The 3,600-nt window shown below is 68.5% G+C and carries 3 protein-coding genes; 1 reads left to right on the top strand and 2 read right to left on the bottom strand.

Annotated elements, in window-relative coordinates:
• Positions 1–97 precede the first annotated feature (97 nt).
• Positions 98–1,789, bottom strand: a complete 1,692-nt coding sequence (locus L995_RS01355) for an FAD-dependent oxidoreductase (protein ID WP_047468403.1) — start codon at positions 1,787–1,789, stop codon at positions 98–100.
• 134 nt (positions 1,790–1,923) lie between these two features.
• Positions 1,924–2,889, bottom strand: a complete 966-nt coding sequence (locus L995_RS01350; protein ID WP_043790848.1) for an MBL fold metallo-hydrolase — start codon at positions 2,887–2,889, stop codon at positions 1,924–1,926.
• Between the two features lie 149 nt (positions 2,890–3,038).
• On the opposite strand from L995_RS01350, the gene L995_RS01345 reads away from it, so the two are divergent.
• Positions 3,039–3,600 (top strand): IclR family transcriptional regulator (locus L995_RS01345; RefSeq protein WP_231574330.1); only part of this gene is annotated, 562 nt, incomplete at its 3' end.

The raw sequence follows: 3,600 nt of genomic DNA, 5'->3' as shown, positions 1-3,600 counted from the left end.
CCGCGTGATCAGGGCTTCGTAGAAATCGTCGCAGGCCTGCAGGTTGGGGTGGGTGGACAGCAGCATGGCGGTCTCCTGTGGATGGGGCGTAAGAGGTTCAGGCCGTGGCGGCGGCGCCGCAGGCTCTTTGGAGAGCGGCGCGCACGCCGGCCTCGTCGGGGCGGCGCCAGCGCGCGCAGACATGCTGGTCGGGCCGCAGCAGGTAGCTGGTGCCGGGGCGCGCATCCAGGCGTCTGGCCGCCAGGCCGCGCGCATCGATGAGGTCGGCGTCTGGTGCATGGGCCTCTCCCTCGGCCGCGATGGACAGGTTGAGCACGCCGGGCAGCGCCTGCGCCCAGGCCGGCGTGGGGCCGAAGTGCAGCAGCGTGAAGTCCGGTCCCAGTGCGCGCAGCAGCCAGGCCGTGCCGTCTGCGCCGGGCCGGCGCATGGGCGCATCGGCCAGCACGGCGCCGGGCAGCTGCGTTCCGTCGAAGGTGTCGGTGTCGGGCGTGTTGAGCGCCGAGCCATGCAGCGTGGCCGGCACGGACAGCCGCCCGCTGTTGACGATGCGGCGCGCGAATTCATGGTCGCGCGCCAGGTCGAGCACGGCGTCGCGGAACAGGCGGCTGATCTCGCTCTTGGGCGTGATGAAGTCGGTGGCGCGCGTGGAGTTGCGGATGTTCTCGTCGGCCGCGTATTCGCGCTCGGCGCCATAGGTGGCGATCAGCGAGGCATCGGCCTGGCCGCGCAGCACGCGGTCCAGCTTCCAGGCCAGGTTCTCGGCATCCTGCACGCCGCTGTTGGCGCCGCGTGCGCCAAACGGCGAGACGCCGTGGGCGCTGTCGCCCGCGAAGACCACGCGGCCATGGACGAAGCGGTCCATGCGCAGGCAGGCGAAGGTGTAGACGCTGGCCCATTCCAGCTCGAACGGCGCGTCCTTGCCCAGCAGGGCGCGGATGCGGGGAATGATGTTCTCGGGCTTTTTCTCTTCCTCGGGATCGGCGTCCCAGCCCAGCTGGAAGTCGATGCGCCAGACATCGTCGGGCTGGCGGTGCAGCAGCACGCTCTGGCCCGGGTGGAAGGGCGGGTCGAACCAGAACCAGCGCTCGGTGGGGAATTCGGCATGCATCTTCACGTCGGCGATCAGGAAGCGGTCGCGGAAGATGCGGCCATGGCTTTCCTGGCCCAGCAGGCCGCGCAGCGGCGAGCGCGAGCCGTCGCAGGCCAGGACCCATTGCGCATCGATGCGGTAGCTGCCGTCGGGCGTCTCCACGGTCAGCAGGGCGCCCTCGGCCTGCGGTTCGAGTGCCGTGACCTTGCTGTGCCAGCGTAGGTCGATCAGCGGCAGCTGCAGTGCGCGCTCGACCAGATAGGCCTCGGCGTAGTACTGCTGCAGGTTGATGAAGGCCGGGCGCTCGTGGCCGTCCTCGGGCAGCAGGTCGAAGCGGTACAGCGGCTGGTCCTTGAAGAAGACCTTGCCCAGGTTCCAGGACACGCCCTTGTCCACCATCGCCTGGCCCACGCCCAGGCGGTCCCAGATCTCCAGCGTGCGCTTGGAAAAGCAGATGGCGCGCGAGCCCGTGGACAGCCGGCAGTCGTTGTCCAGCAGCACCACGCGCTGGCCGCGCTGGGCCAGGTCGATGGCCAGCGACAGGCCTACGGGGCCGGCGCCGACGATGACCACGGGATGCCGGGCGGGCGTGTCCGCACCGGCGTCCTGGTCGGCATGGCGCTCGTAGGGGATGTGGATGGCCTGTATGTCTGCGCCGCTGCCGCGCAGCGCTTGCAAGGAGATGGCGGGGTGGGACATGGGGTTCGTCCTCTGTCGTGGGCGTATGAGAGAGAAAAGGCGCAGCCATCCCCGCCGGCATCAGGGAATGCCGGTGCGCGGGCGGGTGCGATGGGCAGGCGTGCCGGTGCTCAGGACCGGCACGCCGCCGTGGTTCAGCCTTCGAGCGCTTCCCACATCTGGCGGTCGCGCTCGGCGGTCCAGATGCGCGGGTCGGCATGGCCCGAGGCCTCGTCGTAGGCGCGGGTCACATCGAAGGGCATGCAGTGGTTGAAGATCACCCACTGGCCGTACTTGGGCTGCAGCTTGGCGAAGGCGGCCTCGTAGACCTTGCGCAGGTCCTGCTGGGCGTCGGCGCCGGCCTTGACCTCGGTCCACAGGTCGCTGATGAAGTCGCGCGTGCCGGCCAGGCCGGCCTGCACCTCGGCCGGCGTCTGCAGCGCGGCGCCCCGGCCGGGCACCAGCTTTTCGGGCTGCAGGGCGGCGATGGCGTCCAGCGTGTGCGGCCAGTCCTGGAAGTAGGCATCGCCCGCATAGGGCGTGGCGCCGAACTCCACCAGGTCGCCGCTGAACAGCACCTTGTCCTGGGGCAGCCAGACCACGGTGTCGCCCTTGGTGTGGCCGCGGCCCAGCTGCAGGATCTGCACTTCCAGCTTGCCCAGCCACAGCGTCATCTTGCCGGTGAAGGTCAGGGTGGGCCAGGTCATGCCGTCGGGCACGCTTTCCACGTTCTGGAACAGGCGCGGGAAGCGGCCGATCTCGCTGGCCTTGTCCTGCTCGCCGCGCTCCACGATCAGGTCATAGGTGTCCTGGCTGGCAATGATGTGCTCGGCGCCTTCCGCGAAGAAGGCCGAGGCGCCCAGCACGCGCACCGCGTGGTAGTGCGACAGCGTGACGTACTTGATGGGCTTGTCGGTGATCTCGCGGATGCGGCGGATCACGTCCTGCGCCATGACGGGCGTGGCCTGGGTGTCGATCACCATCACGGCGTCGTCGCCAATGATGATGCCGGTGTTGGGGTCGCCCTCGGCCGTGTAGGCGTAGGCGTGCTCGGAGAGCTTGTCGAAGCTGACCTGCTTGATTTCGAGGTCGGCGGCGGAGGCAAAGGTCTTGGTGGTCATGGGCATCCTGCTTTTGAAATGGACAAACGCATTTGTTTTTATCGAATGCCTGAATGCTAGGGAAAAATTCAACATTGAACAATTCGTTTGGCATAGTAAAAAACCCTCGGACCCGCAAACTCCGGGTTCCAGCCTTCACAATGCCTGCCATGTCCGATGCCGCCTCTTCCCCGAACAGCCCCGTCTTCCTTCCTGACAGCAGCGATGACGAGCCCGCGCGCGGCCCGCGCGGCATCCAGAGCGTGGAAGTCGGCGGCCAGTTGCTCAAGGCACTGGCACGCACGGGCCGGCGCATGGCGCTCAAGGATCTGGCGCGCGAGGCCGAGATGACGGCGGCCAAGGCCCACCCCTACCTGGTGAGCTTTTGCAAACTGGGCCTGATGGAGCAGGACCGCGCCAGCGGCCACTACGGCCTGGGGCCGCTGGCCATACAGATGGGGCTGATCAGCCTGCAGCAGGCCGATCCCGTGCGCCTGGCGATCGCCGAGCTGCCCGCGCTGGCGCAGGAGGTGGGCAGCACGGTGTCGATTGCCATGTGGAGCGGCCAGGGGCCGACCATCATCCGCGTGGAAGAGGGGCCCACCCATGTCTATGTGGCCATGCGCCACGGCACGCCCGCATCGCTGCGCCACACGGCCACGGGCAAGATCTTTGCGGCCTTTGGCGAGCCCGGGCGCATTGCGCCCCTGCTGGACGCGGAAGGCCACAGCC

The sequence above is a fragment of the Delftia sp. ZNC0008 genome (assembly GCF_000799035.1).
Taxonomy (GTDB): domain Bacteria; phylum Pseudomonadota; class Gammaproteobacteria; order Burkholderiales; family Burkholderiaceae_C; genus Comamonas; species Comamonas tsuruhatensis.
The sequence above is the reverse complement of the archived record's forward strand: the minus strand, read 5'-3'. Positions and strand labels throughout refer to the sequence as shown.